The 12,524-nt window shown below is 58.1% G+C and carries 13 protein-coding genes and 1 tRNA gene; 11 read left to right on the forward strand and 3 right to left on the reverse strand.

The genetic code is table 11. The features are described from left to right. Positions 1-545 precede the first annotated feature (545 nt). The 4 genes from rpoE (at position 546) to AO353_RS17640 (ending at position 4,390) form a co-directional block, all read left to right on the forward strand. Entirely contained in the window at positions 546-1,127 is a 582-nt protein-coding gene (gene rpoE / locus AO353_RS17625) for an RNA polymerase sigma factor RpoE (RefSeq protein ID WP_019692537.1), read from the forward strand. A 31-nt stretch (positions 1,128-1,158) separates the two neighbouring features. Next, on the forward strand, positions 1,159-1,746 hold the full coding sequence (locus AO353_RS17630) for a sigma-E factor negative regulatory protein (protein ID WP_054596107.1): 588 nt from the start codon (positions 1,159-1,161) through the stop codon (positions 1,744-1,746). A gap of 8 nt (positions 1,747-1,754) precedes the next feature. Then, the gene (locus AO353_RS17635) at positions 1,755-2,714 is read left to right on the forward strand and encodes a MucB/RseB C-terminal domain-containing protein (RefSeq protein WP_054596108.1); all 960 of its coding nucleotides are present in this window, start codon (positions 1,755-1,757) and stop codon (positions 2,712-2,714) included. Positions 2,715-2,962: 248 nt separating this feature from the next. After that, entirely contained in the window at positions 2,963-4,390 is a 1,428-nt protein-coding gene (locus AO353_RS17640) for a DegQ family serine endoprotease (protein ID WP_054596109.1), read from the forward strand. 64 nt (positions 4,391-4,454) lie between these two features. Here AO353_RS17640 and AO353_RS17645 read toward each other — a convergent pair whose 3' ends face one another. After that, the gene (locus AO353_RS17645; protein ID WP_054596110.1) at positions 4,455-5,888 is read right to left on the reverse strand and encodes a M48 family metalloprotease; all 1,434 of its coding nucleotides are present in this window, start codon (positions 5,886-5,888) and stop codon (positions 4,455-4,457) included. A gap of 97 nt (positions 5,889-5,985) precedes the next feature. Between AO353_RS17645 and AO353_RS17650 the strand changes: the two genes are divergently transcribed. Both AO353_RS17650 and AO353_RS17655 read left to right on the forward strand, forming a co-directional pair. Continuing rightward, positions 5,986-6,225, forward strand: coding sequence for a sulfurtransferase TusA family protein (locus AO353_RS17650; protein WP_054596111.1), 240 nt, complete (start codon positions 5,986-5,988; stop codon positions 6,223-6,225). 31 nt (positions 6,226-6,256) lie between these two features. Further along, positions 6,257-7,327 (forward strand): AI-2E family transporter, encoded by a 1,071-nt coding sequence (locus AO353_RS17655; RefSeq protein ID WP_054596112.1) that lies wholly within the window; start codon positions 6,257-6,259, stop codon positions 7,325-7,327. A gap of 107 nt (positions 7,328-7,434) precedes the next feature. Here AO353_RS17655 and AO353_RS17660 read toward each other — a convergent pair whose 3' ends face one another. Further along, positions 7,435-7,908, reverse strand: coding sequence for a peroxiredoxin (locus AO353_RS17660; protein ID WP_054596113.1), 474 nt, complete (start codon positions 7,906-7,908; stop codon positions 7,435-7,437). 10 nt (positions 7,909-7,918) lie between these two features. Continuing rightward, the gene (locus tag AO353_RS17665) at positions 7,919-8,479 is read right to left on the reverse strand and encodes a glycine cleavage system protein R (RefSeq protein WP_019692529.1); all 561 of its coding nucleotides are present in this window, start codon (positions 8,477-8,479) and stop codon (positions 7,919-7,921) included. Positions 8,480-8,808: 329 nt separating this feature from the next. Here AO353_RS17665 and dapA point away from each other — a divergent pair, with 329 nt between their 5' ends. The 5 genes from dapA to AO353_RS17690 all read left to right on the forward strand — a co-directional run bounded on the left by dapA (position 8,809) and on the right by AO353_RS17690 (position 12,496). Beyond that, positions 8,809-9,687 (forward strand): 4-hydroxy-tetrahydrodipicolinate synthase, encoded by an 879-nt coding sequence (gene dapA / locus AO353_RS17670; protein ID WP_054596114.1) that lies wholly within the window; start codon positions 8,809-8,811, stop codon positions 9,685-9,687. Between the two features lie 17 nt (positions 9,688-9,704). Next, on the forward strand, positions 9,705-10,820 hold the full coding sequence (gene bamC / locus AO353_RS17675) for an outer membrane protein assembly factor BamC (RefSeq protein ID WP_054596115.1): 1,116 nt from the start codon (positions 9,705-9,707) through the stop codon (positions 10,818-10,820). A gap of 4 nt (positions 10,821-10,824) precedes the next feature. Beyond that, positions 10,825-11,583 (forward strand): MBL fold metallo-hydrolase, encoded by a 759-nt coding sequence (locus AO353_RS17680; RefSeq protein WP_054596116.1) that lies wholly within the window; start codon positions 10,825-10,827, stop codon positions 11,581-11,583. A 28-nt stretch (positions 11,584-11,611) separates the two neighbouring features. Next, positions 11,612-12,322 carry a phosphoribosylaminoimidazolesuccinocarboxamide synthase gene (gene purC, locus AO353_RS17685; protein ID WP_019692525.1) on the forward strand — a complete coding sequence of 237 codons (711 nt, stop codon included), beginning with the start codon at positions 11,612-11,614 and terminating at the stop codon, positions 12,320-12,322. 84 nt (positions 12,323-12,406) lie between these two features. Then, positions 12,407-12,496: transfer RNA gene (locus tag AO353_RS17690), tRNA-Ser, on the forward strand. Positions 12,497-12,524 lie beyond the last annotated feature (28 nt).

Genomic DNA, 12,524 nt, shown 5'->3' on the forward strand with positions numbered 1-12,524 from the left:
CTCAAAGCGACCCGGGTCGGGGTTGGCGCAAGACACCTGAATCGGCGAGTCGAGACAGCCACACAGCGCACTAGTATATAGAGGGGTGGATCGGCACAATAGTCGGGCCTACGTGGCAATGTGAAACTACCGTGACGGAAAAGGTAGAGGGCCGTGTAGGGAAATTTACACGCGGGATCGACGATAAGACAGCCTGATCGCCGATGAAGCGCTGTTTTTCGCCGCGTGGTCATACATTATTCGTCTCGCGCGACTATAAAGCTTGGGAACTTTGCAAGGCGTCCAAGCTCAATAGAAGGTTGCCTGAAACAAGGAACAGCGTCGGCTTCACGCAGGATTTGTGTTTTGGTCATTGCGGGTGGATTCGACGAAAAGATTATTCGCGTAGCCGGCCCAGCCCGTGCTGCGTCTTTCGTGTGTGCCAAATCAGAGCGCGCAGGAAACTTGCTTGGAGGGGGAGAACTTTTGCGAAAAGCCCGAGTCTATGTTTGCAAGCCTGATCGATTAGTTATGCAAGCCTCCTCCGAGCTTATCGAGGAGTGTTCATGCTAACCCAGGAAGAGGATCAGCAGCTGGTCGAGCGCGTTCAACGCGGCGACAAGCGCGCTTTCGATCTGCTAGTGCTGAAATACCAGCACAAAATTCTCGGGTTGATCGTGCGTTTCGTGCACGACACCCATGAAGCCCAGGATGTCGCACAAGAAGCCTTTATCAAGGCCTACCGTGCACTTGGAAATTTTCGCGGCGACAGCGCGTTTTATACGTGGCTTTACCGCATCGCCATCAACACGGCGAAAAACTATCTGGTTTCACGCGGCCGTCGGCCGCCGGATAGCGATGTCAGTTCAGAGGATGCAGAGTTCTACGATGGCGATCATGGCCTCAAGGATCTCGAGTCGCCGGAACGTGCATTGCTGCGTGATGAGATCGAAGGCACCGTCCATCGAACCATCCAGCAACTGCCAGAAGATTTACGTACGGCGTTAACTTTACGTGAATTCGATGGTCTGAGTTACGAGGACATTGCGAGCGTCATGCAGTGTCCGGTGGGTACCGTGCGCTCCCGGATTTTCCGCGCTCGGGAAGCCATCGATAAAGCCCTGCAGCCGTTGTTGCAGGAAAGCTGAGACAGCGGCGACAGCCAAGAGAGGAACCGCCATGAGTCGTGAAGCCCTGCAGGAATCGCTGTCCGCAGTGATGGATAACGAAGCGGACGAACTGGAATTGCGTCGGGTACTAAATGCCTTTGACGATGTTGAAACCCGCGAGACCTGGGCCCGTTACCAAGTCGCTCGGGCAGTCATGCACAAGGACCTGCTGATCCCTCGTCTGGATCTTGCTTCGGCCGTTTCTGCTGCCCTGGCTGACGAAGCCGTACCGGTCAAGACCACTCGTGGTCCATGGCGTACCGTGGGCCGTCTGGCAGTGGCCGCATCGGTGACCCTTGCTGTTCTGGCGGGCGTGCGTCTGTACAACCAGGATGAGATCGCCGGTGTCGAATTGGCCCAGCACTCCACTCAACCGGGTCTGGCCGTTCCTCAAGTAAAAGGCCCAGCCGTTTTGGCAGGCTACAATGAGAGTTCGGAAGCCACTGGTCCTATGGCCAACGGCGTATTGCAAGGTCAGCCGGGCTGGCATGATCAGCGTCTGCCAGGCTACTTGCGCCAACATGCTCAACAAGCTGCACTGAAAGGCACTGAAAGTGCTCTGCCTTACGCTCGTGCGGCAAGCCTGGAAAACCGTTAAGGAGGATCATGCGCGCCATCCCTCTACTTACGCTGCTGGTGACTGGCTGGTTTGTTGTTCCAGCCTATGCCGATGAGGCTCAGGACTGGTTGACCCGCCTGAGCCAAGCCGAACAACAGCAAAGTTTCCAAGGCACTTTCGTCTACGAGCGTAACGGTAGTTTTTCTACCCACAACATCTGGCATCGTGTCCAGGATGGCAAAGTCCGCGAGCGTTTACTTCAGCTTGACGGTTCTGCTCAGGAAGTCGTACGCATTGATGGGCATACTCAATGCGTCAGCGGCAGCCTGGTAGCGGGGCTGGGGGATACTCCCGACTCTTCTGCTCGTGCGCTCGATCCTCAAAAGCTCAAGAATTGGTACGATCTTGCCGTCATCGGCAAGTCGCGCGTGGCTGGGCGCCCGGCGGTCATCGTTTCATTGACGCCGCGTGATCAGCATCGTTATGGCTTTGAATTGCACCTGGACCGCGAAACCGGCTTGCCGTTGAAGTCATTGCTGTTGAATGACAAGGGGCAGTTGCTGGAGCGTTTCCAGTTTACTCGACTGGATACGGCTGACATGCCGACTGAGCGTGACCTGCAAGCCACTTCCGAGTGCAAGGCTGTGACGCTCGACAGCGACAAGGCATTAGCGGTGAAAACCGCTCAGGTATGGCATTCCGACTGGTTGCCACCTGGCTTCGAGCTCAGTAGCAGTAGTGCACGCCAGGATCCGCAGACCAAGGTCCAGATCAGCAGCTTGATGTATGACGATGGCCTGGCGCGTTTTTCGGTGTTCCTCGAGCCACTGAATGGCGCGGTGGTTACCGATACACGTACTCAGTTAGGCCCAACCGTTGCGGTTTCGCGACGTCTGACCACGCCTGAAGGCGAGATGATGGTCACTGTAGTCGGCGAAATTCCGATCGGCACCGCTGAGCGCATTGCACTCTCCATGCGTGCCAATACCACTGCGGCCAAGCAGTGAGCTGATCCGGTGATGCTCATCGGACAGTCGGATGGTTGTGAAAGAGGCCAGCAATTGTCCACTGCACAATTGAGATGTTGAAATGTTTGGTGAGCATTTCCATTTGCAAAATCCCCAAAAATTTTCTATAGGTCAGAGCCCCACGGCTCTGGCCTTGTTTGTTGTTCCCGGAACAAAAGTACCGGTGTATGTTTCCCGGTATTCCTTGCTCCATATCGCTTAACCATGCTCGTCGTAACGGGAGCCGTATGTCGATACCACGTTTGAAATCCTACCTCTCCATTTTTGCCGCTGTATTGGTACTCGGTCAGGCCGTCAGTGCCCAGGCGGCCGAGCTGCCTGACTTCACGCAGTTGGTCGAGCAAGCCTCGCCTGCGGTAGTGAACATCAGTACCACGCAGAAATTGCCGGACCGTAAGGTCTCCAATCAGGATCTTCCGGATCTGGAAGGCCTGCCGCCGGCGCTGCGCGAGTTTCTCGAGCGTGGCATGCCGCCACAGCAGCGTGCGCCTCGTGGTCGCCAGCGTGAAGCGCAATCCCTGGGTTCGGGGTTCATCATCTCGCCTGATGGCTACATTCTGACCAACAACCATGTGATCGCCGATGCTGATGAAATCATCGTGCGTCTTGCCGATCGCAGTGAGCTGAAAGCCAAGTTGATCGGCACTGACCCACGTTCCGATGTGGCGTTGCTGAAGGTCGAGGGCAAAGGTCTGCCGGTGCTCAAATTGGGTAAGTCCCAGGATCTGAAAGCCGGGCAGTGGGTTGTTGCCATCGGTTCGCCGTTTGGTTTTGACCACACGGTGACCCAAGGCATCGTCAGTGCCATTGGCCGCAGCCTGCCGAACGAAAACTATGTGCCGTTCATCCAGACGGATGTCCCGATCAACCCGGGTAACTCGGGTGGTCCGTTGTTCAACCTCGCGGGCGAAGTGGTCGGGATCAACTCGCAGATCTACACCCGTTCCGGTGGTTTCATGGGGGTGTCGTTTGCGATCCCGATCGATGTCGCCATGGATGTTTCCAATCAGCTGAAAAGCGGTGGCAAAGTCAGCCGAGGCTGGTTGGGTGTGGTCATTCAGGAAGTGAGCAAGGATCTCGCCGAGTCCTTTGGCCTGGAGAAGCCGGCCGGTGCGCTGGTGGCGCAGATCCAGGAGGGTGGTCCGGCTGCCAAGGGTGGTTTGCAGGTCGGTGACGTGATCCTGAGCATGAACGGTCAACCGATCATCATGTCAGCGGATCTGCCGCATCTGGTAGGTGCGCTCAAGGCGGGCGAGAAAGCCAAGCTTGAAGTGATTCGTGACGGCAAGCGTAAAAATGTCGATCTGACGGTTGGTGCGATTCCAGAGGAAGGCAAAGAGCTCGATGCCCTTGCCAAGCCTGGTGTCGAGCGCAGCAGCAATCGACTGGGTGTATCTGTGGCCGATTTGAGCGATGAGCAGAAGAAAGCCTTCGATCTCAAAGGCGGCGTGGTGATCAAGGATGTTCAGGAAGGTCCTGCCGCCCTGATCGGCCTGCAGCCGGGCGACGTGATTACTCATTTGAACAATCAGGCGATTGGTTCTGCCAAGGAGTTCACGGAAATCGCCCAAGCGCTGCCAAAGAACCGCTCTGTATCGATGCGGGTCCTGCGTCAGGGGCGTGCCAGCTTCATTACCTTCAAACTGGTCGAGTAAGCCGGTTAGTCACTGAATAAAAAAACGCCTCGAAAGAGGCGTTTTTTTATGGGGCAAAGAAACCTCAGCCCATCATGTCCTTGACCAGGCGCTCTTGCTCCATCAGCTCCCGTTGACGCGCATCGATGCGTGACGACAGTGGGAAGTTGGTGCCCGCGCGACGTTTGGCGAAGTCCAGTTGCTGGATCGCCTGGCGGTAGTCGCCGATCAGTGCGAAGTACTCGGCGCGGGCTTGATGCAGGCCAATGATGTTGCCGGACTGGCCACGAGTCTCGGCCACCATGTACCAGACGTCCGGATCGTTCGGGCGGTTCTTGAGCAAGGCTTCAAGGGCTTTCTCGGCGTCAGCCGGGCGGTTCTGCTTGAGCAGCAAGTCGACCCGCACCTGATTCAGCGGATAGTTGCGCGGGTACTGCACGAGCATCCGGTCGACCCGCGCCTGTGCATCCGGCAGGCGACTGTTGGCGATGTCCAGATCGACTTGCGCCAGGTTGTAGATGATTTCGTCAGGCGACTTGGCCAGCAACTGCTTGAGGTTCTCACGGGCGTCGTTGAACAGGCTGCCCTTGATCTGGGCGATTGCCAGGCCATAACGTGCTACGTCGCTTTTCGGGTTTTCATCGAGTTGGGCGCGAAAGCGTTTAGCGGCAAGACCCGGACTGTCTTCGTAGAATAACTGGACGCGCGCGCGAATCAGTTGATACGTCAGGCTGTCTTCCTTGCCGCCCGGTTTGAACTGCTCGGCGCGGTTGCGGGTGTCGGCGATCCGCGATTCGGTGACCGGGTGAGTCAGCAGGAATTCGGGCGGTTTGGCATTGAAACGGTACTGGCGCATCAGACGTTCGAACATGGTCGGCATCGAGCGCGGGTCGTAACCGGCTTTCTCGAGGTTGAGCATGCCGATACGGTCGGCTTCCTGCTCCTTCTCCCGGGAGAAGCGCAGTTGCTCCTGAATGGCCGCTGCCTGGGTGCTGGCGATGGCAGCGATACCGGCGTCGCCGGCGCCAGCCGCGGCCACGATGATCCCGCCGAGTAGGGCCGCCATCATCGGGATTTGCATACGTTGCGAAGCTTCGACGCCGCGCGCAAAGTGGCGTTGCGACACGTGTGCCAATTCATGGGCGAGTACCGAAGCGTATTCGCTTTCAGTCTGGGCATTCAGAAACAGGCCGCCGTTGACTCCGACAATCCCGCCGGGTGCGGCGAAGGCGTTGAGTTGCGGGCTGTTGATCAGAATGAACTCCAGGCGCCGGTCATTCACCTGGCTGGTTTCCACCAGTTTATAGACACTGGTTTCGACGTAATCCTTGAGCAGTGGGTCGTTGAGTTGTGACACCTGGCTGCGCAGCATCGCCAGCCATGCGCGGCCCAACTGGTATTCCTGCTGTGGCGATACGATGGCAGAACTGGCATCGCCAAGTGACGGCAGGTCGTCGGCAAAGCCCGGTGAGGCTAGCAGGCAAGCGAGCGTCAGCAGGGTGGGGCGCAGAAAAGTCATGCATGAAGCCTTAGTCGACAAAGACCTTACTGTAGCCGGACACATGCGTTGCGACCAGATATTCTAGATCACTCAATCACCTATCCGGAGTGAAGCAATGACCGACGCTGTAGAGCATGACGCCGAACTGGACGCCAGCGGGTTGAACTGTCCATTGCCGTTGCTCAAGGCCAAGCTGGAACTCAATCGCCTGCCCAGCGGCGCGGTACTCAAGGTCATCGCTACCGATGCCGGCTCGCAACGCGACTTTCGCACCTTTGCCCGTTTGGCAGGTCATACGCTGCTTCATGAAGAAGACGAAGCTGGCGTTTATCGCTACTGGCTGAAAAAAGCCTGAATTTTGCGGCGTTCGTTGTTAAGGAATATCGATGTTCAAAGTGTTACGCGACTGGATTCAGCGCTACTTCTCCGATGAGGAGGCCGTGGTCCTGGCCGTACTGCTCTTTCTAGCCTTCACCGCGGTCCTGACTCTGGGTGGAATGCTCGCGCCAGTATTGGCGGGAATGGTGCTGGCGTATCTGATGCAAGGCCTGGTCAGTACCCTTGAACGCCTGCATTTGCCCGGTGCTGCCGCGGTGGGGCTGGTGTTCGCGTTGTTCATGGGCATGTTGTTGCTATTTCTGGTCGTGGTGCTGCCGTTGCTTTGGCATCAACTGATTGCCTTGTTCAACGAACTGCCGGGCATGCTCGCCAAATGGCAGTCGTTGCTGCTGTTGCTGCCCAAGCGCTATCCGCATCTGGTGTCCGATCAACAGGTGCTGCAGGCCATCGAGGTGGCGCGTGGCGAGATTGGCAAGTTCGGTCAGTGGGCGTTGACGTTCTCGCTGTCCAGCTTGCCACTGCTGGTGAACATCATGATCTATCTGGTGCTGGTGCCGATCCTGGTGTTTTTCTTCCTCAAGGACCGGGTGATGATCGGCCAGTGGGTTCGCGGGTATCTGCCGCGTGAGCGTGCACTGATCACCCGCGTTGCCGAAGAAATGAACCGGCAGATCGCCAATTACATTCGCGGCAAGGTCATGGAAATGGTCATTTGCGGCGGGGCGACCTACATCGGCTTCGTTACCCTGGGGCTCAACTACGCCGCGCTGCTGGCACTGTTGGTCGGTGTTTCAGTGGTGGTGCCGTATGTCGGGGCGGTGGTGGTGACCGTGCCGGTGCTGCTGATTGCGTTGTTCCAGTGGGGCTGGAGCGATCAGTTCATCTACTTGATGGCAGTCTACGGGATCATTCAGGTGCTGGACGGCAATGTGCTGGTGCCGCTGCTGTTTTCGGGGGCGGTCAATCTGCACCCGGTGGCGATCATTTGCGCAGTGCTGCTGTTCGGCGGGCTGTGGGGGTTCTGGGGCGTGTTTTTCGCGATTCCGCTGGCTACCCTGTTCAAGGCAGTGCTGGATGCCTGGCCGCGCAAGGAGCCGATAGTCGCGCCGTTGTTGTAATTACCGCTGACCTGCAGGAGCAAGGCTTGCCCGCGATGACGGTGTACCTGACACACCGCGTTATCGTTCATCGCTAGCAAGCTCTGCTCCTGCAGAACGTAAATAACTCAGGCTTTGTTCAAGGCTTGGGCCGCAGCCAATACCGCATCAACATGCCCTGGCACTTTCACGCCACGCCATTCCTGACGCAGCACGCCATTCTTGTCGATCAGGAAAGTGCTGCGATCAACCCCCATGTATTCCTTGCCATAGAGCTTTTTCAGCTTGATCACGTCGAACAGCTGACAGATGGTTTCGTCCTTGTCGCTGATCAGCTCGAACGGGAACTCCTGTTTGCACTTGAAGTTCTCGTGGGATTTCAGGCTGTCACGCGATACGCCGAACACTTCGGTGTTGGCCGCGGTGAACTGCGCATACTGGTCGCGAAAGCCCTGACCTTCGGTGGTGCAACCCGGCGTGCTGTCCTTGGGATAGAAGTAGATCACCACTTGCTTGCCCTTGAGGGCCGCGAGGCTGACGGTTTGCCCGCTGGTGGCAGGCGCTTCGAAATCGGCGACAGGTTGGTCGATAGCAACGGCCATGGGAGCTTCCTTACATTGGGTTCTGTGGGCGCCACGGTTCGATCAGCGCGTCCAGGTTCAGCGCGTCGGCAAAATCCAGGAACTGATCGCGCAGCCAGCTGATCTGCACGCCCGCCGGTAGCGTCACGGTAAATGTGGCGTTGAGCATGGTGCCGCCGGTTTGCGGTGCCTGATACGTGTCGCAGGTCAGGTTTTCCAGCTCGACGTTGTGGTCCATGAAGAACTGGCACAGCTCGTTGATGATGTCCGAGCGGTAAGCCGAACTGACATAGGCGACATACGGCAGGGCCTGTGGACGGTTTTCCAGCGCCGCGCTGCGCACCACGTTGACCGTGAAGGCGTGCTTTTTGGCGAGGCTCGACAGGCTGCCTTCAAGGCGCGCCAGCGCGTCCCAGCTACCGGAAATCTCGAGGACCAACGCACTGCACTCGCCATGACGGGTCAGGCGAGAGGTGACCACGGCACAGCGGTTTTCATGGCTGGCGCGGCACAGGACGTTAGTCAGCTCCATGGGGTTGGCGCCAAGGGCACTGATGACAAGGAATTGTTCGCGAACTGTGGGGGTGGACATGCAGCATTCCTAAAGCGATGAGCGGTCGGTACTTATCAAGGGCCGATTCGTCGGGGTGGGCGTCCGGATGCGAAATCAAAAAGCCCGAGCCAGATGGTTGCGACGAGCTCCAGTGAGGCGAGATCGGGTAGGCGGCAACGCAGGATCGGGGCTTGTGAGGCCGAAAGTGGAGGCTGGAACCCGGCGTACGAGCCTGTCGGTACTGATCAAAGTCTGAAGGGTAGCGAAAACCGGCGCTTAGGGGAATGGCGCGAGCGCAGTACTTCGCTTGTACAAGCATCTTGGCGCCAGTACCATTACCGTTCTCTTTTTCCGGCAGGAGCGGTTGCATGATTGCGGGCAGTATGGTGGCACTGGTCACACCCATGGATGCACAGGGTCGTCTTGACTGGGACAGCCTGAGCAAACTGGTGGACTTTCACCTGCAAAACGGCACCCACGCCATTGTGGCGGTCGGCACCACAGGTGAGTCTGCGACCCTTGACGTGAACGAACACATCGAAGTGATTCGTCGCGTGGTCAAGCAGGTCAACGGTCGTATTCCGGTAATCGCCGGTACAGGCGCCAATTCGACGCGCGAAGCGATCGAACTGACCACCAATGCGAAGACCGCCGGCGCCGATGCGTGCCTGCTGGTAACGCCGTACTACAACAAGCCGACGCAAGAAGGCCTGTACCTGCACTTCAAGACCATCGCCGAAGCTGTCGACATCCCGCAGATCCTCTACAACGTGCCGGGTCGTACCGCGTGCGACATGCAGGCCGAGACGGTCATCCGCCTGTCGACCGTGAAGAACATCATCGGCATCAAGGAAGCCACGGGCGATCTTTCGCGCGCCAAGGCCATCCTCGACGGTGTCAGCAAGGACTTCCTGGTGATTTCCGGCGACGACGCCACCGCAGTCGAGCTGATCCTGCTGGGCGGCAAAGGCAATATCTCGGTGACTGCCAACGTTGCGCCGCGTGACATGAGCGATCTGTGCATCGCCGCCTTGAACGGTGATGCCGTGAAAGCCCGCGCGATCCACGAAAAGCTGATGCCGCTCAATAAAACCCTGTTTATCGAATCCAACCCTATCCCCGTGAAATGGGCGCTGCATGAAATGGGCTTGATGCCGGACGGTATCCGTCTGCCGCTCACCTGGCTCAGCGAAGCCTGTCACGAACCGCTGCGACAGGCCATGCGCCAGTCCGGCGTATTGGTTTAATTGAGGAAGTACAACGCATGAAGCGAATGGCCGGACTTTCCGCACTTGCCTTGATTATCTCCAGCACCAGTGGCTGTGGATGGATCTGGGGCCCGGAAGGTTACTTCCGTGACCGTGGTAGCGATTACCTGGAAGCGCAACAGACTGCACCGATGCAACTGCCGCCGGATGTCCATACCTCCAAGCGCCTGGACCCGTTGCTGCCGATTCCGCGCAACGTCGCCGATGACACGTTCAAGGGCGAATACGTCGTTCCTCGTCCGCAGCCGTTGTCGGCGATTGCCGATGCCAGCGATTACAGCCTGCAAAAAAGCGGCGATACGCGTTGGGTCATGGCCCAGCATCCACCGGCTGAAGTCTGGCCAGTGGCTGTGCAGTTCTTCCAGGACAACGGCTTCCGTCTGGATCAACAGCGTCCGCAAACCGGCGAGTTCACCACGGCCTGGCAGCGTCCTGACGAGCTTTCCGCGACGATGGCCAAGCGCCTGAGCAGTACCGGCGTTGGTTCTGACAGCCAGACTCGGGTGCGGGTGCGCATCGAGCCAGGCGTGCAGCGCAACACCAGTGAAGTCTACGTGGTCAGCGCCGAGCGTCCTGCCGGTAGCACCGCCGATGTCGCGTTCACCAACCGTTCGGTCAACACTGGCCTGGACGCTGCGCTGATCGACGACATGCTCGCCAGCATGAGCCGCACGTCGGAGAAGGGCGGTTCGGTCTCGATGCTCGCCTCGCGTGATTTCGATACGCCAAACCGTGTCAGCCTGACTGAAGACGGCAGCGGTAACCCGGTGCTCAACGTCGGTACCGACCTTGACCGTGCCTGGTCGAGCGTAGGGCGCGCGCTGGAAAAGGGTGAATGGCGCGTTGAAGACATCAACCGCAGCCTGGGCCTGTACTACATCAACCTTTCCGAAAAAGCCGAGAAGAAAGACCAGAAGCCAGGTTTCTTCAGCAACCTGTTCGGCAGTGCGCCGAGCAAGGAAGAAGTTGAAGCCCGCGCCGAGCGTTATCAGGTTCGTCTGAGCAAGGTTGGCGAGAACGTACAAGTGACCGTCGAGAAGAACATCAACACCGTTGCGCCGGCTGAAGTGGCGCGCAAAGTGTTGGGCGTGATTCAGGACAACCTGGGCTGATCAGATGCGTTTCGCCGTTCTCGGCAGTGGTAGCCAAGGGAATGGCACGCTGATAGCCAGTGATGACACGTACGTCCTGGTCGATTGTGGTTTCTCCTTGCGTGAAACCGAAAAACGCCTGCTGCGCCTGGGTGTAAGCCCGACGCAGTTGAGCGCGATACTGGTGACCCACGAACATGCCGACCACGTGCATGGCGTGGGTTTGCTGTCTCGGCGCTACAATCTTCCTGTCTACCTGAGTCGTGGCACCCTGCGCGGGATGCGCAAACCGGTTGAACCGGCAGGCTTTATCGCCGGTGGTGAGCAGTTGCAGATCGGCGGGCTGAGTATCGGCGTCATTGCCGTGGCCCACGATGCGCAGGAACCGACGCAGTACGTCTTCAGTGACGGTTCGCGGCGTTTCGGCCTGCTGACCGACCTCGGTTCGTATTGCGCCACGGTGCTGGACGGTTATCGGGATCTCGATGCATTGATGATCGAATCCAATCACTGCCGCGACCTGCTGGCCCGCGGTCACTACCCGTACTTTCTCAAGCAGCGGGTAGGCGGTGAACTGGGACATTTGAACAACCATCAGGCCGCAAGCCTGGTGGCCGAGTTGGGCTGGCAGGACCTGCAACACCTGGTACTGGCCCATCTGAGCAGCAAGAACAACCTGCCGCAGCTGGCCCGGCAATGTTTTGTCGACACCCTTGGGTGCGACCCGGACTGGCTGCAATTGGCCGATCAAGATTCAGGGCTCGACTGGCGACATATCGCCTAGCCCATCTACTTAGCAAGCGGAGCCCATCATGGAAAAACGTGAAGAACTCTACCGCGGCAAAGCCAAATCGGTTTACAAGACCGATGACGCTGACCGCTTGATCCTGCTGTTTCGCAACGACACCTCGGCGTTCGACGGCAAGCGCATCGAGCAGCTCGACCGCAAAGGCATGGTGAACAACAAGTTCAACGCCTTCATCATGCAGAAACTCGAAGAAGCCGGCGTGCCGACCCAATTCGACAAACTGCTGGGCGACAACGAGTGCCTGGTGAAGAAGCTCGACATGATCCCGGTCGAGTGCGTCGTGCGTAACTACGCCGCCGGCAGCCTGGTCAAGCGTCTGGGTGTCGAAGAGGGCATGAAGCTCAACCCTTACACCTTCGAACTGTTCCTGAAGGACGACGCCAAGGGCGACCCGTTCATCAACGAATCCCACGTCGTGGCATTCGGTTGGGGCAAGGCCGAGCAACTGGTTCGCATGAAAGAACTGTCGCTCAAGGTCAACGAAGTCCTGAGCAAACTGTTCGACGATGCCGGCCTGCTGCTGGTCGACTTCAAGCTTGAATTCGGCGTGTTCCACGGTGAAATCGTCCTCGGCGACGAGTTCAGCCCGGACGGCTGCCGCCTGTGGGACAAGGCCACCGGCAAGAAAATGGACAAGGACCGCTTCCGTCAGGGCCTCGGTGACGTCATCGAAGCCTACGAAGAAGTCGCCAAGCGCCTCGGCGTACCGCTGTAATCGACGCAAGCATCTGATAGCACGGAAAAAATTTCACTCAGGGGGTTCGCTTCCGCTGAATGTGCTGTTATGATGCGCGCCGTTGGAGAGATGCCAGAGTGGCCGAATGGGACGGATTCGAAATCCGTTGTACCTTCACCGGTACCTAGGGTTCGAATCCCTATCTCTCCGCCATTACATAGAAAAAGCCCCCGTAGCTGAA

The sequence above is a fragment of the Pseudomonas fluorescens genome (assembly GCF_001307155.1).
GTDB lineage: Bacteria > Pseudomonadota > Gammaproteobacteria > Pseudomonadales > Pseudomonadaceae > Aquipseudomonas > Aquipseudomonas helvetica.